Below are 22,317 nucleotides of genomic sequence, written 5' to 3'. Positions count from 1 at the left end.
GTTCGATCCAACCGATTCCTCCCGGTTTCCGGCCGTTCATAGACTGAGGCCACCGCACTAACTTGGAGGCAGAGTGGCCGAGATCTCGGACGTCTTCTTCGTCGATGGAGTGCGCACCCCCTTCGGGCGCGCCGGCGAAAAGGGCATGTACTGGAACACCCGCGCGGATGACCTCGCCGTCAAGGCGACCATCGGCCTGATGGAACGCAACGCGGCCGTGCCGGCGGATCGCATCGACGATGTCGCCATCGCGGCGACGAGCCAGACCGGCGACCAGGGGCTCACCCTCGGGCGGTCGGTGGCGATCCTCGCCGGACTCCCCCAGACCGTCCCCGGACTCGCGGTCGAGCGCATGTGCGCCGGCGCGATGACGAGCGTGACGACCATGGGCGCCTCGATCGGCCTGGGCATGTACGACCTCGCCCTCGCCGGCGGCGTCGAGCACATGGGTCACCACCCGATCGGCGCGAACGCCGACCCCAACCCGCGTTTCGTGGCGGAGAAGATGGTCGACCCGGGCGCTCTCAACATGGGCGTCACCGCGGAGCGCATCTTCGACCGCTTCCCGCACCTCACCAAGGAGCGCTCCGACCGCTACGGCATGCGCAGCCAGCAGAAGGTGCAGGCCGCGTACGACGCCGGCAAGATCCAGCCGGACCTCGTGTCCGTCGCGATCAAGGGTGCCGATGGCGCCTGGGGCCTCGCCACCGAGGACGAGGGCCGCCGTCCGCAGACCACGATGGAGGACCTCGCCGGCCTCAAGACGCCGTTCCGTCCGCACGGCCGCGTGACCGCCGGAACGTCTTCGCCGCTCACCGACGGCGCGACGATGTCGCTGCTCGCCGGCGGCGGCGCGGTCAAGGAGCTCGGACTCGCGCCGAAGATGCGGATGGTCTCGTTCGCCTTCGCCGGCGTGCAGCCCGAGATCATGGGCATCGGCCCGATCCCGTCGACCGAGAAGGCGCTCAAGAAGGCCGGTCTGGACATCTCCGACATCGGACTCTTCGAGCTCAACGAGGCGTTCGCCATCCAGGTGATCTCCCTTCTCGACCACTTCGGCATCGACGACGACGACCCTCGCGTGAACCCGTGGGGCGGCGCGATCGCCGTCGGTCACCCGCTGGCCGCCTCCGGCGTCCGCCTGATGATCCAGCTCGCGGCGCAGTTCGCCGAGCGCCCGGACGTGCGCTACGGCCTGACGGCGATGTGCGTCGGCCTCGGACAGGGCGGATCGGTCATCTGGGAGAACCCGCACTACGACGGAAAGAAGAAGAAGTGAGCTACGACGACGTCGACTTCTCGCCCATCCAGGCGCTCACCGAGGGAGAGGTCGTCACGCACTCCCCCGTGCGCGACATCCGCCTCGCCTCGGGGAAGATCCTCGCCCTGATCACGCTGGACAACGGTCGTGACCACACCCGCCCGAACACCCTGGGCCCGGCCACCCTCACCGAGCTCGGCGCGACGCTGGACGGACTCAAGGCCCGGGCGGCGGCCGGAGAGATCCAGGCGGTCGGCATCACCGGCAAGCAGTACATCATGGCCGCCGGCGCCGACCTCTCGGACATCAGCAAGGTCGGCTCGCGCGACAACGCGCGGCTGATCGCCCAGCTCGGCCACAAGGTGCTCGGGAAGCTGAGCGAGCTCGGCGTGCCGTCGTTCGCGTTCGTGAACGGCCTCGCGCTCGGCGGCGGCCTGGAGATCGCCCTGAACTCCACGTACCGCACGGTCGACGCCTCGGCCGCGGCCGTGGCGCTGCCCGAGGTCTTCCTCGGCATCATCCCCGGTTGGGGCGGCGCCTACCTGCTGCCGAACCTCATCGGCATCGAGAACGCCCTCGAGGTGGTCATCTCCAACCCGCTCAAGCAGAACCGCATGCTGAAGCCCCAGCAGGCCTTCGACCTCGGCATCTTCGACGCCATCTTCCCTGCCGCGACCTACCTCGAGAACTCCCTCGCCTGGGCGGACGCGGTCCTCGGCGGCAAGAAGGTCGTGCGCAAGAACGAGCCGGGCAAGATCGAGCGCCTCACCAAGTGGCCGATCGCCATCAAGATGGCCCGCGGCATGCTGGAGTCGAAGATCGGCACCGTGCCGAAGTCGCCGTACGCCGCCCTCGAGCTGCTCGACAAGGCGAAGAGCGGCACCAAGGCGGAGGGCTTCGCCCGCGAGGACGAGGCGCTGGCGGAACTCGTGACCGGCGATCAGTTCGCGGCCTCGATGTACGCGTTCGACCTCGTACAGAAGCGCGCGAAGCGTCCAGTCGGCGCCCCCGACAAGGAGCTCGCGAAGAAGGTCACCAAGGTCGGCATCATCGGCGCGGGTCTCATGGCCAGCCAGTTCGCGCTGCTGTTCGTGCGGAAGCTCCAGGTCCCGGTGCTCATCACCGACCTCGACCAGGCTCGCGTCGACAAGGGTGTCGCCTACATCCACGAGGAGATCGGCAAGCTGGAGACGAAGGGCCGGGTGGACGCGGACACCGCGAACAAGCTGCGCGGCCTCGTCACGGGCACCACCGACAAGAGCCTCTACGCGGACTGCGACTTCGTCATCGAGGCGGTCTTCGAAGAGGTCGGCGTCAAGCAGCAGGTCTTCGGCGAGATCGAGAAGATCATCGCGGAGGACGCGGTGCTCGCCACGAACACCTCGTCGCTGTCGGTCGAGGAGATCGGCGCGAAGCTGGCCCACCCGGAACGGCTCGTCGGCTTCCACTTCTTCAACCCGGTCGCGGTCATGCCGCTGATCGAGATCGTGAAGACGCCCGCGACGGCCGACGCCGCCCTGTCGACGGCGTTCGTCGTCGCCAGGAACCTCGGCAAGAACGCGGTGCTCACCGCCGACGCCCCGGGCTTCGTGGTGAACCGTCTGCTCGCGAAGGTCATGGGCGAGGCGGCGCGCGCCGTCTACGAGGGCACCCCCATCGCCGACGTCGAGAAGGCGTTCGCGCCGCTCGGCCTGCCGATGGGCCCCTTCCAGCTCATCGACCTCGTCGGCTGGAAGGTCGCCGCGCACGTGCAGGACACGATGGTGCGCGCGTTCCCCGACCGGTTCTACGCGAACGAGAACTTCCACGCCCTGGCCGAGCTCGACCAGGTCGTGGAGAAGGACAAGGGCGGCCGGGTGGTCGGCTGGACGAAGCAGGCCGAGAAGGTCCTGGCTCCCGCCGTCGGCAAGAGCTCGGCGTCGGCGGCCACGATCCTGCAGCGCGTGCAGGACGGGCTCGCGACCGAGATCAAGCGGATGCTCGACGAGGGCGTGGTGCCGGAGGTCGAGGACATCGACCTGTGCCTCATCCTCGGCGCCGGCTGGCCGTTCATCGATGGTGGGGCGTCGCCGTACCTCGACCGCGAGGGGGCCTCCGAGCGCGCATTCGGCGGCTCGTTCCACACCCCGCAGATCCGCGGTATCCAGAACCGCTGATCAACTCTCCGCAGGGGGTCACGCCGAGGGCGTGGCCCCCTGTGTCGTCCCCGGCGTCGGCCGGGGATCCGGCTCCCCGCGTCGTGGCCAGTGCGACAGCGCATGCTCCGCGAGCGCGGTGATGGTCAGGGACGGGTTCACTCCCGGATTCGCCGGCACAGCGGCGCCGTCGACGACGTGCAGCCCGGGGTGTCCCCAGACACGCTGATACTCGTCCACGACACCCTCCTCCGGCGCACCGGAGATGACCGCCCCGCCGAGGAAGTGCGCGGTGAGCGGGATCCCGAAGACCTCGGGCCAGGAGCCGCGCGCCGCCGTCGGCACACCGCCCTCGCGCTGCAGGCGGGCAGCGATGGCACGGGCGGCACGATGCGCCTCCGGGAGGTGGCTGGGGTTCGGCGCGCCGTGCCCCTGGGCGCTCGTGAGCTGCACGCGCCCGAAGCGCCGTCGCAGCGACAGCGTGAGCGAGTTGTCGGCGGTCTGCATGACGAGCGCGATGATCCCCCGCTCGCTCCAGCGTCGGAGAGAGGCGAGGCGCAGGGCCCGCGCGGGGCGGCGCAGCACCTGCCCCGCGAGCGCGACCAGGCGGCCCGGCAGGCCGCGGTCGCCGGGGACCAGCACGGTGGCGAGAGCGCCCATCAGGTTCGATCCCGGACCGTAGCGGACGTTCTCGACGTGGGTGCGCTCGTCCACGTGGAACGAGGTGGTGATCGCCACGCCGCGCGCCAGCTCCACTCCCTCGGGCACTCGGACGGCGACGGCCCCGTCCAAGGCCTCCGAATTGGTGCGCGTGAGCCGGCCCACGGCGTCGGAGATCCGTGGCAGCGCTCCGGCGTCCTTCATCCGGTGCAGGAGCTGTTGGGTGCCCCAGGTCCCCGCGGCCAACACGACCTCTCGCGCGGTGACGGTCTGCTCACGCCGCCGGAACCAGGCCCCGCTGCGCCGCGTCGTGACGGAGAAGCCGCCGTCCGGCAGCTCCCGCACCTCGGTGACCGTGCGCAGCGGCTCGATGACCGCTCCGCGGCGCTCGGCGAGGGCGAGGTAGTTCTTCACCAGGGTGTTCTTCGCACCGACGCGGCAGCCGACCATGCAGTTGCCGCAGAGCGTGCAGCCCGTGCGATCGGGGCCCTCGCCCCCGAAGAACGGATCGGCGACCCGCTGCCCCGGTTCACCGAACCACACGCCGACCGGGGCTCGGCGAAAAGTCGCGCCCACCCCGAGGTCCTCCGCGGCTCCGGCCATGATCCGTTCGACAGGGCCCTCGTGCGGGTAGCGCTCGACCACACCGAGCATGCGCTTGGCCGTGGCGTAATGCGGTGCCAGTGCCGCGCGCCAGTCTCGAATCGACGCCCACTGAGGGTCGGCGAAGAACGCCGCGCCCGGCTCGTACAGTGTGTTCGCGTAGTTGAGCGACCCGCCGCCGACGCCCGCGCCGGCGAGGATCATGACGTGCGGCAGCCGATGGATGCGCTGCACCCCGAAGCACCTGAGCGCCGGGGCCCAGAGGTAGCGACGCACGTCCCAGCTCGTCTTCGCGAAGTCCTCGTCGGCGAATCGCCGCCCGGCTTCGAACACGCGGACGCGGTAGCCCTTCTCCGTGAGCCGGAGCGCAGCGACGGATCCGCCGAACCCCGACCCGACGATGACGACGTCCTCATCGAACATGCGCGTCCCTCCGCTCCGCCCGCGTCATGACGGTCAGTGCTTCCGCCCGGACCGAGATCGTGCAGGAACCCTCCCCCACGCGCTCGCCGTCCGCGTAGGCCACGAGGCCCGGAGCGGAGACCGTGACGGTGCGGGCGCGCAGGTGACGGACCTCGGGCCGCGCGAGGTGCGTCCCGCGCAGGAGGAGCGGGAACAGGCGCAGCAGCCGGAGGCGGCCCAGGGGGCCCACGGCGACGACGTCCAGGGCGCCGTCGTCCGGGGCCGCACCCACGCAGACCGGCATCCCCCCGCCGTAGCTGGCTGTGTTCCCGACCGCCACGAGGGTGCCGCGGGCCGGGGTCACCGGGCCGTCATCGGCACGGATCGTGAAATCGAGGGGACGCAGCCGGATGAGCTCGATCAGCAGCGCGAGGTAGTACCGCAACGCGCCGGAGGGCCAGCGGAGGCGGTTGGTGCGATCGCTCACTTGGGCGTCGAACCCCAGAGCCGCCACGGTGAGGAACAGCGAGGTGCCCGTCGCGGTCCGCACCTCGCCGATGTCGATGGCACGGGGCACGCCGGTCAGCGCGAGCTCGACCGCCTCTGCCACGTCCGCGCGCGGCAACCCGAGCGCGCGCGCCAGATCGTTCCCCGTGCCGGCGGGGACGACCGTGACCGGGACGCCCGCGGCGCACACGAGCTCGAGGATGCCGGAGAGGGTGCCGTCGCCGCCGACCACGACGAGCCCGTCCGGTGCCGCGTCCAGCGCGGCCCCGGCCAGCCGCCTCGTGTCCGCAGCCGACTCTCCGACATAGACGCGGACGACTGCGCCCCGCTGCCGCAGATGAACGAGCACCTCCTGCGCGACCCGCTGTCCGCGGCCCTTGCCGGACAGCGGGTTCGACAGCACCGCGATGTGACCCATGTCAGACGGTCGCCCTGTGCCCGCCGTCGACGAGGACGGCGCCCGGGTTCATGATGCCGCGAGGATCGAGCTCCCGCTTCACGGCGGTGAGGATCCGCACGCCGGTGTCCCCGACCTCCTGCGCGAGCCAGGGGGCGTGATCGCGACCCACGGCGTGATGGTGGCTGATCGTCCCGCCGTTCGCGAGGATCGCGTCGTTCACCCTGCCCTTCACGACGGTCCAGGCGCCGAGTGGATCCTGTCGCAGCCCGGCGAGCACCGTGAAGTAGAGGGACGCGCCGGTCGGGTACACGTGCGAGACGTGGCACATGACGTACGTGCGCGCATCGACCGCATCGAAGCCATCCCGCAGCGCCCCCTCGACGGCCTCCTTCAGAGTGCGCAGGTTCGACCACGTGGTCGCGGTCTCCAACGTCTCGCAGAACACCCCGGCGTCGAGGAGAGCATCGCGCAGATACGGACCGTCGAAGCGTCCCGCCGCCCACTCCTCCGCGTCGCCGGTGCCCGCGGAGCGACCGCCGACCGCGGCGAGGATCTCCGCGGTCCGGTCCCGGCGCGCCGCGGCGTCGTCGCCCTCGAACACCGTCACGACGCTCGCCCCCTTCGCGAGAGCCTTCCCGATCCGGCCGACCTGGGCCAGGCTCACGGCGGTCTCGGCTTCATCCGAGAGCCGGATGACCGTGGGGCCGGCTCCCTGCTGGACGACCCGGCGGAGAGCATCGGCCCCGCGGTCGAAGTCGGGAAAGGTCCACGACTCGAAGATCCGCACCGTCGGTACCGGGTGCACTCGGACGCGGACCTCCGTGATCACGCCGAAGATCCCCTCGGAACCCAGGAAGAGTCGGAGCAGATCGGGCCCGGCCGCCGATCCCGGCGCGCGGCCGAGGTCGAGGTCGCCCGTCGGTGTCGCGACGCGGATCCCCGTCACCATCGCGTCGAAGCGGCCGTTGCCCGCCGAGTTCTGTCCGGACGATCGGGCAGCGGCAAAACCCCCGATGGTCGCGTACCGGAAGCTCTGCGGGAAGTGCCCCAGCTCGAACCCGTGCGCCGACAGCAGCGCTTCGGCCTCGGGTCCGGTCGTACCTGCCGCGAGGGTCGCCTCGCCGCTGACTGCGTCGAGCCGGAGCAGGCCGGACAGCCGGCGCAGGTCCAGGCTGAGCACCGCGCGATGCGGGCCGGTCTCCGGGTCCAGCGCGCCGACCACGCTCGTTCCCCCGCCGAAGGGGATCACGGCGATCCCGCGCACCCCCGCCAGCGCGAGGCAGGCGCGCACGGCGTCGTGGTCCGCGGGGAACACGACGGCGTCGGGCGCGTCCTGCTCGACAGCCCGCCGCCGCAGGAGATCGGGCGTGGAGCGCCCCCCGGCATGCCGAAGGCGCACCGACGACGTGTCGTCGACCGCGTCAGGTCCGACCGCCGCCACCAGCGCGTCGAGATCATCGGCCGTGAGCCGGGAGGCCCGCACTCGCACGTCGTCCAGCGCGGGCGGACGCGGCGGACGGGGAACGCGGCCCAGCAGCAGGGGCAGCAGTCCGCGGACCGCGAGCGGGAGGCCTTTCGCCCGTTCCGGGTCGCCCCAGCCGTTCCAGCGCATCTCGGGCCTGTCGGCTCCTCTGCCGTTCCGCTGCTCCATGGGTTACAGTGTGACACATCATGGAAGAACGTCAACCTTCGGATGTTCCCTCGGAAGCCTTCACTCCCCCTTGGGATGCCACTCAGCGCCGAGTCCTCGACGCGGCGGACGACCTGCTCGTCCGCGGCGGCGTCCACGGTGTGACCATCGCCGCACTCGCCCGGCGCTCCGGCCTCAGCCGCCCCACCATCTACCGGACCTGGCGCGATGCCGACGACGTCGTCCGTTCCGCGCTCCTGCGGCGCGTCGCCACCCTCCTCCAGGACTTCCCCGAGAAGGTCGACTCCCGGGATGCGCTCGTCGCCGACGTGCTGCGGTTCACCTCCCTCTTCCGCGCCGATCCGGTGTACGGCCGTCTCCTCGAGGAGGAACCTGAGGCGTTCACGCGGTACACGCTGCACCGGGTGGGCTCCAGCCAGCGGCTCATCCTGCGGTGGCTGGCCGACGCGATCGCAGCGGCTCAGGCCCAGGGCTCGGTGCGCGCGGGCGAACCGGGCGAGATCGCCGTCATGCTGCTTCTGATCGCCCAGTCCGCCGTCCTGTCGCACGGCACGGTGGCCGACCTCATCGACGAGCAGGCCTGGGAACGCGAGCTCCGCGCCGCGTTGGACGGCCACCTCCGGCCATGACCGCCGCCTCGACCGCCCTCCACGCGGCGCGCCGCCGAAGCGACCTCGCGGCCGCGGCCGATGACACGTGCGACCTCCTCGTGGTCGGCGGCGGGATCACCGGGACGGGCGTGGCCCTGGACGCCGCATCACGCGGGCTTCGCGTGACCCTCATCGAGGCGGAGGACCTCGCTTTCGGGACGAGCCGGTTCAGCTCAAAACTGGTCCACGGCGGCCTACGGTATCTCGCGACGGGCGACGTGGCGACGGCACGCGAGAGTGCGCGGGAGCGGCATCTGCTGATGTCGGTGATCGCACCGCACCTCATCCGTCCACTCGGACAGCTTCTCCCGTTCGCCCCCGGAGTCAGCGGCCGCCAGCGCGGGGCCGGCGCGGCGGGGATGGCCATGGGCGACCTCCTCCGCCTGCAGGCGCGCACGAGCGGGAAGGTCCTGCCGGGCCCGCACCCCGTCGGGAGGGCGAAGGCGCTGCGCCTGTTCCCCGCCCTGAACGCGCAGGGACTGCGCGGCGGCATGGTCACGTACGACGGCCAGCTCTCCGATGACGCCGCCCTCGTCGTGGCCGTCGCCCGCACGGCTGCCGGTCTCGGCACGCGGATCCTGACCAGAGTCCGCGCCGAGCGGCTGCACGCCGACGGAGCCACGGCGACGGACATGCTCACCGGGGAACGCATCGAGATCCGCGCACGAGCGGTCGTCAACGCCACCGGAGTCTGGGCGGCGACTCTGGACGACGGCCTCACGCTGCGCCCGAGCCGCGGCACCCACATCGTCCTCGACGCCGCCGACCTCGGTCGTCCGATCGCCGCGCTCACCATCCCGCTCGAAGGCTCCATCAGCCGCTACGTGTTCGCCCTGCCGCAGCGCGGCGGGCGGGTCATCGTCGGGCTCACGGATGTCGACGCACCGGGGCCCATCCCCTCCGTCGCCGGACCCACCGAGGCGGAGATCGCCTTCCTCCTGGAGACCCTGAACCGCCTGCTCGCAGTGCCGCTGGCGCGGGACCGCGTCCGAGGGGCGTTCGCCGGCCTCCGCCCGCTCGTCGACACCGGAGCGGCCGAGACCGCGGACGTCTCCCGTCGGCATCTCGTGCGCACCTCCGCGTCGGGCGTCGTCTCCGTTCTCGGCGGCAAGCTGACGACCTACCGTCGGATGGCCGAGGACGCCGTCGACCTGGCGGTGCGGCAGCGCGGTCTCCGCGCCGGCCCCAGCAGCACCGCGTCCCTGCGCCTGATCGACGATCCCGCACCGGACGGCCCGCGGGACGCCGTCGTCGAGGGAACCCCTCTCTCCCGCGCCGCCGTCGAGCACGCCGTCCGGTTCCAGGGCGCCCTCACCGCAGCCGATGTGCTGGACCGCCGCACGCGGGTCGGCCTCGTCCCCGACGAGCGCGCCCGCGCCCTCCCGGCGGTGGAACGGATCGTCGCCGAGACGGTGGACGACCTCCGCTGACCGACGGGAGTCCTGCGCGGGGAAGCGCGTCAGTGGCGCTCGTGGAGCGGGAGCTCGATCGCGCCGGTCTCACCGGCGTGGCGGGCCTTCGGGATGCGGGTGCCCAGCACCTGCGCCACGACGTCCTGGGCGATCTTCGAGGCGGTGAGACCGGCGTCGGCGAGGATCTGATCGCGCGACGCGTGATCGATGAACTCGTCGGGAAGGCCCAGCTCGTCCACCGCCGTGTCGATCCCCGCCTCGCGGAGCACCTGCCGCACGCGGGTGCCGATGCCACCCACGCGGATGCCGTCCTCCAGCGTGATCACCAGGCGATGCCGCGCCGCCAGCTCGACCACCGAGGGCTGCACCGGGATCGCCCACCGCGGGTCGATCACGGTGGCGCCGATGCCCTGGGCGCGCAGCCGGTCGGCCACGTCGAGAGCCAGAGCGGCGAACGGGCCGATGGCGACGATGAGGACGTCTTCGCCCTCGCCGCGCGCCAGCACGTCCACGCCGTCCGCGAGGCGCTCGAGCGCCGGCAGATCGGCCGAGACGTCGCCCTTCGGGAAGCGGATGACGGTCGGAGCGTCCTCGACGGCGACCGCTTCGTCCAGCGCCTCGGTCAGACGCGCACCGTCACGGGGCGCCGCGATGCGGATGTGCGGGACGATCTGCAGCATGGCCAGATCCCACATGCCGTGGTGACTCGGGCCGTCGGGACCCGTGACGCCGGCCCGATCGAGCACGAAGGTCACGCCCGCGCGGTGCAGCGCGACGTCCATGAGCACCTGGTCGAACGCCCGTCCCATGAACGTGGCGTACACGGCGACGACCGGGTGCAGGCCGCCGTACGCGAGTCCGGCGGCCGAGGCCACCGCGTGCTGCTCGGCGATGCCGACGTCGTAGACACGGTCGGGGAAGCGCTCCGCGAAGGGGGCGAGGCCGGTGGGCCGGAGCATCGCCGCGGTGATGGCGATCACGTCCGAGCGGCGCTCGCCGACCTTCACGAGGGCGTCGGAGAAGACGTCGGTCCACCCGCGGCCGCCCGAGGACAGCGTCTCCCCCGTCGTCGGGTCGATCTTGCCGACCGCGTGGAACTGGTCGGCCTCATCGTCGCGGGCCGGCTGATACCCGCGGCCCTTCTCGGTGATCGCGTGCACGATGACGGGTGCGCCGTAGGACTTCGCCAGCTCCAGGGTCTCCAGCAGCGCCGGAAGATCGTGGCCGTCGACGGGACCGAGGTACTTGATGTCGAGGTTGGAGTACAGGGCCTCGTTGTTGGTGAACCGCGAGAGGAATCCGTGGGTGCCGCCGCGCACTCCGCGGAACACCGCTCGACCCACCGGTCCGAACGCGCGGAAGAGGCGATCGGACTTGTGGTGGAGATCCTTGTACGCCGCCGCGGTGCGGACCCGGTTCAGGAAGCGGGACATGCCGCCGATGGTCGGCGCGTAGGAGCGGCCGTTGTCGTTGACGACGATCACGAGGTTGCGGTCGTTGTCGTCGGAGATGTTGTTCAGAGCCTCCCACGTCATGCCGCCGGTCAGCGCGCCGTCGCCGACGACCGCGACCACGTGTCGGTCCGCACGGCCGGTCGCGGTGAGCGCTCGGGACACGCCGTCGGCCCAGCTCAGCGAGCTGGAGGCGTGAGAGGACTCGACGACGTCGTGCGGGCTCTCCGCGCGCTGCGGGTAGCCCGCGAGCCCCTCCCGGACGCGCAGCTTCGAGAAGTCCTGGCGGCCGGTGAGGATCTTGTGGACATAGGACTGGTGGCCGGTGTCGAAGATGAAGGGGTCGTCCGGCGAGGAGAACACACGGTGCAGGGCGATCGTGAGCTCCACGACACCGAGGTTGGGACCGAGGTGCCCACCCGTCTGCGAGACGTTCTCGACGAGGAAAGCCCGGATCTCCGCAGCAAGTTCTTCCAGTTGCTCCGGCGAGAGCCGATCAAGATCGCGCGGTCCAGAGATGCTCGGAAGAATGGGCATCTGCGCCTCCTCACAGGCCTCGACAGAGCGTCCGAACGGGTGCGGACGTCTTCCCGATCCTACCGCTCGGAGCCGGGAATCCCCCGAGGGCGGGAGACCCTTGACACGCCGAAGGGGCCCGTGTCCGTGGACACGAGCCCCTTCGTCGTCGCGGCTCAGACGAGCGAGCGCAGCACGTACTGCAGGATGCCGCCGTTGCGGTAGTAGTCCGCCTCACCGGGGGTGTCGATGCGGACGACCGCGTCGAACTCGACGGTCTGCTTGCCCTCGGGCGAGTGCTCGCTCGGGGTGGCGGTGACCTTGACCGTCTTCGGGGTGACGCCGTTGTTGAGCTCCTCGAGTCCCGTGATCGAGACGATCTCGGTGCCGTCGAGACCCAGCGACTCCCAGCTCTCGCCGGCGGGGAACTGCAGCGGGACGACGCCCATGCCGATGAGGTTGGAACGGTGGATGCGCTCGAAGCTCTCCGTGATCACGGCCTTGACGCCCAGGAGGCTCGTGCCCTTGGCCGCCCAGTCGCGGGACGAGCCGGAGCCGTACTCCTTGCCGCCGAAGACGACGAGCGGGGTGCCCTGCTCGGCGTAGTTCATGCACGCGTCGTAGATGTACGACTGCGGGCCGCCCGGCTGCGTGAAGTCGCGGGTGTAGCCGCCCTCGACGACCTGCCCGTCGTTCACGGCCGAGACCATGAGGTTCTTCAGGCGGATGTTCGCGAAGGTGCCGCGGATCATGACCTCGTGGTTGCCGCGGCGCGAGCCGAAGGAGTTGAAGTCCTTGCGGTCGACGCCGTGCTCCGTGAGGTACTGGGCCGCGGGGGTGCCCGGCTTGATGTTGCCGGCCGGCGAGATGTGGTCGGTGGTGACCGAGTCGCCGAGCGTCGCCATGACGCGCGCACCTTCGATGTCCTTCACCGGGGTGAGCTCCATCGTCATGCCGTCGAAGTACGGGGCCTTGCGCACGTACGTCGAGTTCTCGTCCCACTGGAACGTGTCGTCGTCCGGCGTGGGCAGGTTGCGCCAGCGCTCGTCACCGTCGAACACGGTGGCGTACTGCTTGATGAACTGGTCGCGCGAGATCGACGAGTCGACGATCTCCTGGACCTCGTCCGGCGAGGGCCAGATGTCCTTGAGGAACACGTCGTTGCCGTCCGCGTCCTTGCCGAGCGCGTCGGTCTCGAAGTCGAAGTGCATCGAGCCTGCGAGGGCGTACGCGATGACCAGCGGCGGGCTGGCCAGGTAGTTCATCTTCACGTCCGGGCTGATGCGGCCCTCGAAGTTGCGGTTGCCCGAGAGGACGGCCGTGACCGCGAGGTCGTGCGAGTTGATCGCCTCGGAGACCTCTTCGATGAGCGGCCCGGAGTTTCCGATGCAGATGGTGCAGCCGTAGCCGACCGTGTAGAAGCCGAGGCCCTCGAGGTCCTTGTCCAGACCCGACTTCTCGTAGTAGTCGGTGACGACCTTCGAGCCGGGGCCGAGCGTGGTCTTCACCCACGGCTTCTGCTTGAGGCCCTTCTCCCGCGCCTTGCGGGCGAGGAGGCCGGCGGCGATCATCACCGACGGGTTGGACGTGTTGGTGCACGACGTGATGGCCGCCAGGGTGACGGCGCCGTTGTCGAGGATGTACTTCTCGCCCTCGGGAGTCGTGACCGGGACCGGGTTCGACACGTTCGCCGGCGCGCCGCTGCTGATGTGCACGGGACGCGTGGTCGGCTCCTCCTCGCCGGGGACCTGACCGGGGTCGGACGCCGGGAAGGAGTGCTTGGACTCGAGGTCGACGATGTCGTCGCTGGTCGACGCCGTGGCGTAGTTCAGGATGTCCTGCTCGAACTGCGTCTTCGCCTCGGAGAGGAGGATGCGGTCCTGCGGGCGCTTCGGGCCGGCGATGGACGGGACGACTGTGCCGAGGTCGAGCTCCATGTACTCGCTGAAGACCGGCTCGTGGGAGGCGTCGTGCCAGAGCTTCTGCTCCTTGGCGTAGGCCTCGACGAGCGCGACGGCCTCCTCGCTGCGGCCGGTGAGGCGCAGGTAGTCGAGGGTGACGTCGTCGATCGGGAAGATCGCGGCGGTCGAGCCGAACTCGGGCGACATGTTGCCGATCGTCGCGCGGTTGGCCAGCGGCACCGAGGCGACGCCCTCGCCGTAGAACTCGACGAACTTGCCGACGACGCCGTGCTTGCGCAGCATGTCGGTGATGGTCAGCACCACGTCGGTCGCGGTCACGCCGGCGGGGATCTCACCCGAGAGCTTGAAGCCGACGACGCGTGGGATGAGCATCGACACGGGCTGGCCGAGCATCGCGGCCTCGGCCTCGATGCCGCCGACGCCCCAGCCGAGCACGCCCAGTCCGTTGACCATCGTGGTGTGCGAGTCGGTGCCGACACAGGTGTCGGGGTAGGCCTGGAGGACGCCGCCGTTGGTGCGGTCGTAGATGACCTTCGCCAGGTGCTCGATGTTCACCTGGTGGACGATGCCGGTGCCGGGGGGTACGACCTTGAAGTCCTGGAACGCGGTCTGGCCCCAGCGGAGGAACTGGTACCGCTCGCCGTTGCGCTCGTACTCGATCTCGACGTTGCGCTCGAGGGCGTTCTCGGTGCCGAAGAGGTCGGCGATGACGGAGTGGTCGATGACCATCTCAGCCGGCGAGAGCGGGTTGATCTTGTTCGGGTCGCCGCCGAGCGCCGTGACGGCCTCACGCATCGTGGCGAGGTCGACGATGCAGGGCACGCCGGTGAAGTCCTGCATGACCACGCGCGCCGGCGTGAACTGGATCTCCGTGTTGGGCTCCGCGTTGGCGTCCCACGACCCGAGCGCCTCGATCTGCGCCTTCGTGACGTTCGCGCCGTCCTCGGTGCGAAGCAGGTTCTCCAGGAGGACCTTGAGGCTGAAGGGGAGCTTGTCGAAACCGGGCACCGTGTCGATGCGGAAGATCTCGTAGTCGGTGCTGCCGACCGTCAGGGTGCTCTTGGCACCGAAGCTGTTCACCGTGGACACGAATCCGTCTCCTTCTATTCGGATGGGAGCGACAGGCGCCTCCATCTTGCTCGCCGGTGCGGCCGCGCGGCTAGCAAGGGGGACCTAACCAGTCTGCTCCGCGCTGGTCACCGGCGAAAGCCCGTGATTTATCTTGATGTCGAGATAAATCTATCACGCCGCCGCGGGGTCGTCGTACGACGACGCGCGGGGATAGAGCGCACGGACGACCAGCCAGGTCACCGCGATCAGCGGCGCGAACAGCGGCAGCCCCATCACGAGCTTCAGGGTTCCGAGAGCCGTCACGTCGCCGGCCAGGTACAGCGGGAACTGCACGATCAGCCGCGCGAAGAACAGCGCCGCCCAGGCAATGCCGAGCCAGAAGAACGCGCGTCGCTTGCGACGGTCGGAGCGCCAGGCGGTGCCCTCCCCCATGAGGAAGCCGACCGCGAGCCCGATGACGGACCAGCCGATGAGGGCCGAGACGAGGATCGCCGAGCCGTAGACCGCGTTCGTGATGAGGCCGGGGACGAAGTTGTCCTCGCCGCGCCCCGTCCACAGCGCCAGCCCGGCGGCAGCCACGGCCGCGATCAGCCCGCCGAGGGCGGCCGACGGCGGCGACTTCTGCACCAGACGGACGACGGTGAACACGGCGGCCAGACCGACCGACACCCCGAGGGGCAGCAGTAGAGGCTCCGGTCGGAGGGTGAACAGGATGACGAACGCGAGACTCGGCAGCACCGATTCCAGGATCCCGCGCCAGCCGCCCATGGCCGACCAGACGACCTTGTGCGTGCTCGCGCTCTCCGCCGGGTCGAGTCCCGCCTTGCGCGCCGCGCCGCCGAGTGCTGCTCCGAGGATCTCCGACGCGCTCTGTGTGCGCGGCTCCTCGGCGTCCGGCGTCGTCACGCGGAGCCCGGCGTCGCCGGCATCTTCAGGGGGATGAGGTCGCGCGGCGGCATGGGTGCTCCCCCGCGCACGACGACGATGGAGCGGAAGAGGTCCTCGACCTTCGCCGCGGCCTCGGGGTCGGACGCCGCCGCGCCGCCGATCACGCCTCGGAGGAACCAGCGCGGACCGTCGATGCCGATGAAGCGCGCCAGACGCAGGCCAGAGCCCTCGCTGGCCGTCGCGGGGACCTCGGCGAGGAGCTCCTTGCCGAGCGGCCCCTCCCGCTCCTCGACGCGACCGCCCTGCGCCTTCACCTGGTCGCGGAGCTGCACGCGCGTCTCGTCCCAGAGACCACCGCTGCGGGGAGCCGCGAACGGCTGCACCTGGAGCGAGGACTCGGCGTAGTCGAGCCCGACCGCCACGATGCGCTTGCTCTGCTCCTCCACCTCGAGCCGCAGGTTCAGGCCCTCGCGCGGCAGGATCTTGATCCCGCCGAGGTCGATGTACGGGCGGACGGGGTTCGCCTCGGAGTCGTCGAACGGGCCTTCGGTGGCGCGGTTCTCCGGCGCCGACTTGGAGGGAGTCTCGTTGCTGTCGGTCATTTCGCCTGTCCTGCTTCGTTCTCGGGGATCTGTGCCTGGTAGCCGGTCGAGCCGAATCCGCCGGCGCCGCGGACGCTGTCCGGCAGCTCGTCGACCGGGAGGAACCGGGCCCGGGTGACGGGCATCACGATGAGCTGTGCGATGCGATCGCCGACGGCGACATCGTACGCGCTGTGGATGTCCGTGTTGATCAGACTGACCTTGATCTCGCCCCGGTAGCCGGCGTCGACGGTGCCGGGAGAGTTCACGATCGAGATGCCGTGCTTCGCCGCGAGACCGCTGCGGGGCACTACGAAGGCCGCATAGCCGTCCGGCAGCGCGATGCGCACGCCCGTGGGCACGAGAGCCCGCTCCCCCGGCTCCAGCCGCACGGCCTCGGCGGCGACGAGATCGGCTCCGGCGTCGCCCGGATGCGCATAGCCGGGGACCACTGCGGCGATAATGGGGACATCAACGGAATCGGTCACCCCATGAGGCTAATGCAGAACCCCGCAACGGACGCACGTCCCCGCTACCACGAACGACTGGCCCCCAGCCTGTGGCTGCTGGTCACCATCGCCCTGGCGGGACCGATGGTGTCCCTGATCTTCGTGCCGGTCGGCTCGACCTTCGCGCTGCTCCTCGGCGCGGCGGTCTCGGCGCTCCTCGTGGTGGCTGCCCTCGCCCTCGCTCCGGTGGTGGCGGTGCAGGACGGCGTACTCCGCGCCGGGCCTGCTCACATCGACGTGCGCTATCTCGGTGAGCCGATGGCTTTGACCGGCGAGGACGCGCGAAGCGCCAGAGGACCCGAGCTCCCCGCACGCGGGTGGCACCTCATCCGCGGCGGCATCGATGGCGTCGTGGTAGTGCCGAACACCGACGAGGCTGACCCCGTCGTGGCCTGGACGATCTCGACCCGCACGCCCGACCGCCTCGCCGCGGCCATCCGCGCCGCACGGGACTGACCGCACCCCGCAGACGACAGCGCGCCCCTGACCGGGATGGTCGGGGGCGCGTGGGGCGTCGCTCAGAGGGCTGCTCAGGCAGCGCACTCCTTGCAGATGGGGCCATCGGGTCCCTCGTGGTCGAGCTGCGAGCGGTGCTTCACGAGGAAGCAGCTCATGCAGGTGAACTCGTCCTGCTGCGCGGGCAGCACGACGACATCCAGCTCGAGGTCGGAGAGGTCCGCGCCAGGGAGGTCGAAGCTCGACGGGTTGTCGGAGTCCTCGTCTCCGGTCGTGCCGGACAGCTTGTCCGGCACACGCTCCTTGAGGGCTTCGATCGACTCGGAGTCGTCTTCACTCTTTCGGGGAGCGTCGTAATCGGTTGCCATGCGGTGAATCTCCACTTTCATGGTGCGAGTGGGCGGGTGCGCCGTCGGGTAATCGGCGGCCATAGTTTGCATGACCGGCGGGCGTTTCGCAAATGCCCTCCCATGCGACAGGGCAAACTCACGGCACGCCCGCCGTATTCCCCGTTCCGGCGAGCCCGGCGTGACACCATGAACGCACACCCATCAGAGGGGCATTCGCATGGAAAACGTCACCATCGTCGGCACAGAGGCAGGAGTGCTCGTCCTCGCTACCGAGGCGGGCGAGCGGTTCGCGCTGCCCATCGACGCCGTGCTGCAGCGGGAGATCCGCCGCGCGACCCGCCAGGCCGAGCCGGCCGCCCAGAAGCTCGCTGCGAGCCCACGCGACATCCAGGCGCAGATCCGTGCCGGTCTCACCGCCGCGGAGGTCGCCGAGCTCCTCGGAATCAGCGTCGACGACGTCGCCCGCTTCGAGGGTCCGGTCCTCGCCGAGCGTGAGCACATCATCGGCCAGGCCCTCGCCGTGCCCGTCCTCATCGGCAGCGAGGTCGAGCCGGACGCGCAGCCCACCTTCGGAGCTGCGGTCCGCGCCAAGCTCGCCGAGGTGGCCGCGTCGTCCGAACGCTGGGCCAGCTGGAAGGAGGAGTCCGGTTGGATCATCAAGCTGGAGTTCTCCGCCAACGACGTCGAGCATGACGCCCGCTGGAGCTTCGATCCGCGGCGCAGCGCCCTCTCCCCCCTGAACGCCGACGCCACGCAGCTCTCCCGCCAGGGTTCGCTCCCGGAGGGCCTCATCCCACGCCTGCGGGCGGTGGAGGCCGACCGTGCCGCTTCTCCTTACAAGGACGACAGCCGCTTCGACTCCGGTGCCTTCGGTCCTCGTCTGGTCCCGACTCCGGTTGCAGAGGCCGACGAGCCGGCCCAGCCCGAGCGGTCGGCGCCGGCGGTCCAGGACGCCGCGATCAATCGCGCACCCGACTCCGCCTCGACGAGTCCGGAGACCGCCGACCTCCTCGAAGCCCTGCGCCGCCGTCGCGGCCAGCGGGAACCGTCGCCGATCGAGCACGAGATCGAGGAGACTCCGGAAGAGTCCGACCCCATCGCCCTGTTCGCCGCCCTGGAGGAGCCGGACGACGAGCCCGAGGCTCCTGAGCCCGCGCCGCGTCAGCCTGCTGCCGGGGACAGCGACGGCAGCGGGCGTCGGCGCCGCCGGAACGCAATGCCGTCGTGGGACGAGATCGTCTTCGGAGCGCGCACCGACGAGTGATCGGTCACGGGTTGCGCCTCAGGAGGCGAACGACCCGAACCGTAGGAAGGGAACCCGCATCTCATCCGGCGTGAGCGCCCCGTGCTGCCCCACCATGCCGCGATTGCGCTGGTCGTCGGCCGTGCCGTCGTAGAGCGCCCGGACTCCCGTGGCGATGACCAAGACGTCGCCGATGCGCTCCAGGACCTCGTCTCGCACGACCGGACCGAAGAGCCCGGCCTCCACCGCCTCCGCGCGGGTGACGACATCGGCCGCGCCCTCAAGGTCACGGCGAAGACGCGTCGCAACCAGCGCGGCATCGGCGTCCGGTTCACGGTAGAGGTGCAGCATGCGGGGCTCGCCGCCCACGTGACGGATATCCGCGAGATGCGACGCCTCGAGCACCACCTGGCGGTGGAACGGCACATCGACCATCCCGTGATCAGAGGTGACCACCACGCCGACCCGCGGGGGGACACGGAGCGACAGCGCCCCGTCGATCCGCTCCAACGCGGCCACCCACTCGGCGGACGCGACACCGTGCTTGTGGCCCGCCTTGTCGACCTCGGGAAGGTAGCAGTACACCAGCGAGCCCGGATGCTCCGCGGCCAGCGTGTAGGCGACCTCGACCCGCTCCTCCGGCGTCGCGGCGGGCACGAAGGTCGCTCCCCGCAGCGTCGCCCGCGTGAAGCCGCTGTGCGCGTAGGTCGCGAGTCCGACGGCAAAGGTCTCTCGTCCGACCGACGCCGCGCGCTCGAACACGGTGGGCGTCCCCTGCCAGGTGAGGGGATCCAGGCCGTCCGTCTCCCACCCGCTGAGCTGGTTCACGAGCACGTCCCGTTCCGGATCCCTGACCCGGTACCCGACGAGGCCGTGCTCCCCCGGCCAGGCCCCCGTGGTGAGACTGGTCAGCGCCGCCGTCGTCGTCGTCGGGAACACCGTCTGGGCGATGTCCTTCTTCGTCATGGAAGCGGTCAGCGAGCGGGCATGGCCGGCGTGGCCCCGGAGGCTGATCGCCCCGAGACCGTCGATCACCACGAGCACGGCCGAATCGGCGCGCGGTAGCGTGGCGGATTCGCCTCGGAGAGCGGCGCACAGGTCGTCCGCCACCCCGACGACGCTCCGGGCGCCGGGCGGCGCGGACGGTAGCATGAAGGACATCCGAGCCAGTCTGACACAGGCTCCCGTACGCCCTCAGGAAGTCCATGCCGAAAACCCCGCCGCCCGAGCCTGTCGAGGAACGCATCCAGGACATCGATCTCTCCCACGAGATGCAGGGCTCGTTCCTGGAGTACGCCTACTCCGTCATCTACTCGCGCGCACTCCCGGACGCCAGAGACGGCCTCAAGCCGGTGCAGCGACGGATCCTGTTCCAGATGGCGGAGATGGGGCTGCGTCCTGACCGCGGTCACGTGAAGAGCGCCCGCGTGGTGGGCGAGGTCATGGGAAAGCTGCACCCCCACGGCGACTCGGCGATCTACGACGCGCTCGTCCGTCTCGCGCAGGAGTGGGCCCTCCGGGTGCCGCTGGTCGACGGCCACGGCAACTTCGGCTCCCTGGACGACGGACCCGCCGCCGCACGGTACACCGAGGCGCGTCTCGCGGCCCCCGCGCTGTCGCTCACCGAGAACCTCGACGAGGACGTCGTCGACTTCATCCCGAACTACGACGGCCAGTTCCAGCAGCCCGCCGTGCTGCCTGCGGCCTTCCCGAACCTGCTCGTCAACGGCGCCAGCGGCATCGCCGTGGGCATGGCGACCAACATGGCGCCGCACAACCTCATCGAGGTCGTCGCCGCGGCGACCCACCTGCTCGAGAACCCGGACGCCACCACCGAGGACCTCATGGAGTACGTCCCGGGCCCCGACTTCCCCTCGGGTGGGATCCTCATGGGGCTCGACGGCGTGAAGGACGCCTACACGACCGGTCGCGGCGCCCTCAAGGTCCGCGGACGCACGTCGATCGAGCCGCTCGGCCCCCGGCGCACGGGCATCATCGTCTCGGAGCTGCCGTACATGGTCGGCCCGGAGCGTCTGATCGAGAAGATCCGCGACGCGGTGCAGGCGAAGAAGCTCCAGGGCATCAGCGACGTCACCGACCTCACCGACCGCAACCACGGTCTCCGCGTCGCCATCGGGATCAAGACCGGATTCGACCCGAACGCCGTTCTGGAGCAGCTGTACCGACTCACGCCGCTCGAGGACTCCTTCAGCATCAACAACGTCGCCCTCGTCGACGGCCAGCCCCGCACGCTCGGGCTCAAGGAGATGCTCAGCGTCTACGTCGGCCACCGCATCGAGGTCATCACCCGCCGCAGCCGCTATCGTCTCGCCCGTCGGGAGGAGCGCCTGCACCTGGTGGAGGGTCTGCTCATCGCGATCCTCGACATCGACGAGGTCATCCAGGTCATCCGGTCGTCGGACGACACCGAGCAGGCCCGCACCCGGCTCCGCTCCGTGTTCGACCTCAGCGAGCCGCAGGCCGAGTACATCCTCGAGCTGCGTCTGCGCCGTCTGACGAAGTTCTCGCGCATCGAGCTCGAAGCGGAGCGGGATGCCCTCCTCGCGGAGATCGCGTCCCTGCGCGAGCTGCTCGCCAGCCCGGCGCTGCTGCGCGCGGCCGTCGCCCAGGAGCTGGACGCCGTGGCCGAGGCCTACGGCACGCCGCGTCGCACCCTGCTGATGAACGCCGCCCCTCCGAAACCTCGCGCGACGAAGGGCGCGGTGGATCTGCAGATCGCCGACGCACCGACCACGGTGGTCCTCTCGACCACGGGCCGCGCCGTGCGCGTGGACCTCGGCGAAGGACAGGAGCTGACGGCTCCTGCCCGGCGCAGCAAGCACGACGCCATCCTCGCGACCGTCGAGACGACGGTCCGCGGTGAGGTCGGTGCCCTCACGAGCACGGGGCGCGTCGTCCGCTTCTCCCCCGTCGACCTGCCCTCGGTGCCCGGCACCTCCGTGCAGCTCGCCGCGGGGACCCCGCTGCGCGACTACCTGGGGATCACGACCAAGGGCGAGCGCATCCTCGGGTTCGTCCGTTTCGACAGCGAGACCCCGGTCGCCCTCGGCACCGCTCAGGGCATCGTGAAGCGGATCGTGCCGTCGACTCTTCCGGTGCGCCCCGACCTCGAGGTCATCGGCCTCAAGGCCGGCGACGCCGTGGTCGGTGCTGCCGACGCTGCGGATGACGCCGACCTCGTGTTCCTCACCACCGACGCGCAGCTCCTGCGGTTCTCGGCTTCGACGGTACGCCCCCAGGGGGCACCTGCGGGTGGCATGGCGGGCATCAAGCTCGGCTCCGGCGCCACGGTCCTCTTCTTCGGCGCCGTCGCCCCCGACACCGAGGCTGTGGTCGCCACGGTCTCCGGCGCGGAGAGCATCCTGCCCGGGACCGACCCCGGCCGCGCGAAGGTCTCGGCCTTCACGGAGTACCCGTCGAAGGGCCGCGCGACCGGTGGCGTCCGCGCACACGCCTTCCTGAAGGGCGAGGACCGCCTCACCGTCGCCTGGGTCGGCCCGAACCCGGCCCTGGCCGTCGACCCCACCGGCGCGGTGCGCAAGCTCCCGGACGTCGGGGCACGACGCGATGCCTCCGGCCAGCCGATCGACGGGGTCATCGGCAGCATCGGCCGCACACTCGTCTGATC

17 protein-coding genes are annotated in these 22,317 nt (G+C 70.6%); 7 read left to right on the top strand and 10 right to left on the bottom strand.

The window, feature by feature from the left end:
* Window positions 1–73 precede the first annotated feature (73 nt).
* A complete protein-coding gene (locus DW296_RS08520; RefSeq protein WP_136051879.1) occupies window positions 74–1,279 on the top strand; it encodes a thiolase family protein in 1,206 nt (401 codons plus the stop codon).
* Entirely contained in the window at window positions 1,276–3,417 is a 2,142-nt protein-coding gene (locus DW296_RS08515) for a 3-hydroxyacyl-CoA dehydrogenase NAD-binding domain-containing protein (protein ID WP_136051878.1), read from the top strand. Before DW296_RS08520 ends, DW296_RS08515 begins: the two co-directional genes overlap by 4 nt.
* An 18-nt stretch (window positions 3,418–3,435) precedes the next feature.
* Here DW296_RS08515 and DW296_RS08510 read toward each other — a convergent pair whose 3' ends face one another.
* The 3 genes from DW296_RS08510 to DW296_RS08500 are packed head-to-tail and all read right to left on the bottom strand — an operon-like array spanning window position 3,436 to window position 7,619.
* Window positions 3,436–5,082, bottom strand: coding sequence for a GMC oxidoreductase (locus DW296_RS08510; RefSeq protein ID WP_136051877.1), 1,647 nt, complete (start codon window positions 5,080–5,082; stop codon window positions 3,436–3,438).
* A complete protein-coding gene (locus DW296_RS08505; protein ID WP_136051876.1) occupies window positions 5,072–5,986 on the bottom strand; it encodes a YegS/Rv2252/BmrU family lipid kinase in 915 nt (304 codons plus the stop codon). The genes DW296_RS08510 and DW296_RS08505 overlap by 11 nt, the downstream gene beginning before the upstream one ends.
* A 1-nt stretch (window position 5,987) precedes the next feature.
* Window positions 5,988–7,619, bottom strand: a complete 1,632-nt coding sequence (locus DW296_RS08500) for an FAD-binding oxidoreductase (protein WP_240743039.1) — start codon at window positions 7,617–7,619, stop codon at window positions 5,988–5,990.
* Between the two features lie 20 nt (window positions 7,620–7,639).
* On the opposite strand from DW296_RS08500, the gene DW296_RS08495 reads away from it, so the two are divergent.
* Window positions 7,640–8,248, top strand: a complete 609-nt coding sequence (locus tag DW296_RS08495; protein ID WP_136051875.1) for a TetR/AcrR family transcriptional regulator — start codon at window positions 7,640–7,642, stop codon at window positions 8,246–8,248.
* Window positions 8,245–9,699 (top strand): glycerol-3-phosphate dehydrogenase/oxidase, encoded by a 1,455-nt coding sequence (locus DW296_RS08490; RefSeq protein WP_136051874.1) that lies wholly within the window; start codon window positions 8,245–8,247, stop codon window positions 9,697–9,699. The genes DW296_RS08495 and DW296_RS08490 overlap by 4 nt, the downstream gene beginning before the upstream one ends.
* A gap of 29 nt (window positions 9,700–9,728) precedes the next feature.
* Here the strand turns inward: DW296_RS08490 and dxs are convergent, their stop codons facing one another.
* The 5 genes from dxs to dut all read right to left on the bottom strand — a co-directional run bounded on the left by dxs (window position 9,729) and on the right by dut (window position 16,598).
* On the bottom strand, window positions 9,729–11,669 hold the full coding sequence (gene dxs / locus DW296_RS08485) for a 1-deoxy-D-xylulose-5-phosphate synthase (protein ID WP_025103566.1): 1,941 nt from the start codon (window positions 11,667–11,669) through the stop codon (window positions 9,729–9,731).
* Between the two features lie 155 nt (window positions 11,670–11,824).
* Window positions 11,825–14,704: an aconitate hydratase gene (locus tag DW296_RS08480; RefSeq protein WP_197426452.1), complete on the bottom strand. Its 2,880-nt coding sequence runs from the start codon at window positions 14,702–14,704 to the stop codon at window positions 11,825–11,827.
* 108 nt (window positions 14,705–14,812) lie between these two features.
* On the bottom strand, window positions 14,813–15,547 hold the full coding sequence (locus DW296_RS08475; protein WP_136051873.1) for a DUF3159 domain-containing protein: 735 nt from the start codon (window positions 15,545–15,547) through the stop codon (window positions 14,813–14,815).
* Window positions 15,544–16,131 carry a DUF3710 domain-containing protein gene (locus tag DW296_RS08470; protein ID WP_025103569.1) on the bottom strand — a complete coding sequence of 196 codons (588 nt, stop codon included), beginning with the start codon at window positions 16,129–16,131 and terminating at the stop codon, window positions 15,544–15,546. The genes DW296_RS08475 and DW296_RS08470 overlap by 4 nt, the downstream gene beginning before the upstream one ends.
* Window positions 16,128–16,598 carry a dUTP diphosphatase gene (gene dut / locus DW296_RS08465; RefSeq protein ID WP_168429000.1) on the bottom strand — a complete coding sequence of 157 codons (471 nt, stop codon included), beginning with the start codon at window positions 16,596–16,598 and terminating at the stop codon, window positions 16,128–16,130. Before dut ends, DW296_RS08470 begins: the two co-directional genes overlap by 4 nt.
* Window positions 16,599–16,610: 12 nt before the next feature.
* Between dut and DW296_RS08460 the strand changes: the two genes are divergently transcribed.
* The gene (locus tag DW296_RS08460) at window positions 16,611–17,075 is read left to right on the top strand and encodes a DUF3093 family protein (RefSeq protein ID WP_136051872.1); all 465 of its coding nucleotides are present in this window, start codon (window positions 16,611–16,613) and stop codon (window positions 17,073–17,075) included.
* A gap of 74 nt (window positions 17,076–17,149) precedes the next feature.
* Here the strand turns inward: DW296_RS08460 and DW296_RS08455 are convergent, their stop codons facing one another.
* Window positions 17,150–17,443 (bottom strand): DUF4193 domain-containing protein, encoded by a 294-nt coding sequence (locus tag DW296_RS08455; protein WP_060921810.1) that lies wholly within the window; start codon window positions 17,441–17,443, stop codon window positions 17,150–17,152.
* A gap of 199 nt (window positions 17,444–17,642) precedes the next feature.
* Between DW296_RS08455 and sepH the strand changes: the two genes are divergently transcribed.
* Window positions 17,643–18,689 (top strand): septation protein SepH, encoded by a 1,047-nt coding sequence (sepH, locus tag DW296_RS08450; protein ID WP_136051871.1) that lies wholly within the window; start codon window positions 17,643–17,645, stop codon window positions 18,687–18,689.
* A gap of 18 nt (window positions 18,690–18,707) precedes the next feature.
* On the opposite strand, the gene DW296_RS08445 is transcribed toward sepH, so the two are convergent.
* Window positions 18,708–19,829, bottom strand: coding sequence for an alkaline phosphatase family protein (locus DW296_RS08445; RefSeq protein ID WP_136051870.1), 1,122 nt, complete (start codon window positions 19,827–19,829; stop codon window positions 18,708–18,710).
* A 44-nt stretch (window positions 19,830–19,873) separates the two neighbouring features.
* Here DW296_RS08445 and DW296_RS08440 point away from each other — a divergent pair, with 44 nt between their 5' ends.
* A complete protein-coding gene (locus tag DW296_RS08440; protein WP_136051869.1) occupies window positions 19,874–22,315 on the top strand; it encodes a DNA gyrase/topoisomerase IV subunit A in 2,442 nt (813 codons plus the stop codon).
* Window positions 22,316–22,317 lie beyond the last annotated feature (2 nt).

The organism is Microbacterium sp. K36 (genome assembly GCF_004794355.1).
Taxonomy (GTDB): Bacteria; Actinomycetota; Actinomycetes; order Actinomycetales; family Microbacteriaceae; genus Microbacterium; species Microbacterium paraoxydans_D.
This window is presented reverse-complemented; position numbering and strand designations above follow the sequence as displayed.

Bases quoted from the DNA above. Each gene is read 5' to 3' on its own strand.
- DW296_RS08445 (WP_136051870.1), bottom strand. From the start codon at position 19,829: ATGTCCTTCATGCTACCGTCCGCGCCGCCCGGCGCCCGGAGCGTCGTC.
- DW296_RS08440 (WP_136051869.1), top strand. From the start codon at position 19,874: ATGCCGAAAACCCCGCCGCCCGAGCCTGTCGAGGAACGCATCCAGGAC.
- sepH (WP_136051871.1), top strand. From the start codon at position 17,643: ATGGAAAACGTCACCATCGTCGGCACAGAGGCAGGAGTGCTCGTCCTC.
- DW296_RS08490 (WP_136051874.1), top strand. From the start codon at position 8,245: ATGACCGCCGCCTCGACCGCCCTCCACGCGGCGCGCCGCCGAAGCGAC.
- DW296_RS08470 (WP_025103569.1), bottom strand. From the start codon at position 16,131: ATGACCGACAGCAACGAGACTCCCTCCAAGTCGGCGCCGGAGAACCGC.
- dxs (WP_025103566.1), bottom strand. From the start codon at position 11,669: ATGCCCATTCTTCCGAGCATCTCTGGACCGCGCGATCTTGATCGGCTC.
- DW296_RS08495 (WP_136051875.1), top strand. From the start codon at position 7,640: ATGGAAGAACGTCAACCTTCGGATGTTCCCTCGGAAGCCTTCACTCCC.
- DW296_RS08510 (WP_136051877.1), bottom strand. From the start codon at position 5,082: ATGTTCGATGAGGACGTCGTCATCGTCGGGTCGGGGTTCGGCGGATCC.
- DW296_RS08480 (WP_197426452.1), bottom strand. From the start codon at position 14,704: ATGGAGGCGCCTGTCGCTCCCATCCGAATAGAAGGAGACGGATTCGTG.
- DW296_RS08460 (WP_136051872.1), top strand. From the start codon at position 16,611: ATGCAGAACCCCGCAACGGACGCACGTCCCCGCTACCACGAACGACTG.
- DW296_RS08500 (WP_240743039.1), bottom strand. From the start codon at position 7,619: ATGGAGCAGCGGAACGGCAGAGGAGCCGACAGGCCCGAGATGCGCTGG.
- DW296_RS08505 (WP_136051876.1), bottom strand. From the start codon at position 5,986: ATGGGTCACATCGCGGTGCTGTCGAACCCGCTGTCCGGCAAGGGCCGC.
- DW296_RS08455 (WP_060921810.1), bottom strand. From the start codon at position 17,443: ATGGCAACCGATTACGACGCTCCCCGAAAGAGTGAAGACGACTCCGAG.